We start from the raw sequence: 1045 nt of genomic DNA, 5'->3' as shown, positions 1-1045 counted from the left end.
GGCACTCACTTCAACGTGGTACTGACTTCTGATGAACTCAGAGATTTCACGGGTAGACAATCCGCGTCCATATAAATCGATGATGGCGTCATCGAAGTCATTGAAATGCCGTGAGTGCTTGGGTACCAGGCGGGGAACATAAGTCCCCTTGCGATCGCGGGGAATCTGGATTTCTAAATCGCCTTTATTGCAGTGAAGTGTTTTCTTGCTGTACCCATTGCGTTTGTTTTCAACGCGCTCAGCCGACGATTCCTCTTCGTTGAGATTATCGTCTTCCTGTGTCAAATGGTGCTCCAGTTCCCCTTGCAGGGCGGCGTTGATGAAGCGTTGGGCTACGATCTTCATCGCTTCGTTGAAGTGAGCCTGCGTTAAGGCCGTTAAGCCGCCGGCTTCCATCAGTTGCTCTGCGGCATCGTTCAGAATGGCCTGCTGCTGGTCGGTAAATTTTACGGTGTCGTTTATTTTGGGTGTACGGTGTGCCACGGTGATTCCTTTCGCGCCCTACGGGAGCGCTATTATCGCCTGAATACAAAAAACCTTACATCCCCAAGCCGTCAACAACAATATCAAGCTGATTATTCGGAAATCCTACGGGTTTCGTAATGTTGAAAATCTCAAGGCAAAGGTGCTTTTATGCTGCTCAAATTTGGTGATCCCTTTGCCAAACCATGCTGTCTCCGGAAAGCCCGCTAAACAACAGCCTTCCGGTGTAGTTGCTTGATTTTTTTACTGTCAAGCGACATAAGAATTGACCCTCAAAACGACATAAAAATTGACCCACCTCCAAAAGGGACAAAAGAACGGCATTTGACGTGCCGACCCTCCACGGCCGGCAGGCCGTGGAGGGGGAAGGCGCGTCAAATGCCGTTCTTGGCCGCCGCCCCCCCCCCGGTTGTTTATTCAAAGCTACCCAACGCAGACCTTGTCCAAGTGTTTGGGATCAAGGAACGGCAACAGCCTCTTCATCGACTGCAGTGACGCCTGTGCTTTGGCTTCCTCCTGAAGCGATTTATCCAAGGCTTCGTGCAATTGGGTGTTTTCTGCT

Annotated in this window: 1 protein-coding gene; it reads right to left on the bottom strand. The window is 50.5% G+C overall.

Annotation, left to right across the window (positions count from 1 at the left end; translation table 11 throughout):
- The coding region (locus tag BQ7486_RS00615; protein WP_420865520.1) for a transposase at window positions 1–462 on the bottom strand (462 nt) is incomplete at its 3' end.
- Window positions 463–1045: the final 583 nt, after the last annotated feature.

This window comes from Duodenibacillus massiliensis (assembly GCF_900128485.1).
Taxonomy (GTDB): Bacteria; Pseudomonadota; Gammaproteobacteria; order Burkholderiales; family Burkholderiaceae_F; genus Duodenibacillus; species Duodenibacillus massiliensis.
The sequence above is the reverse complement of the archived record's forward strand: the minus strand, read 5'-3'. Positions and strand labels throughout refer to the sequence as shown.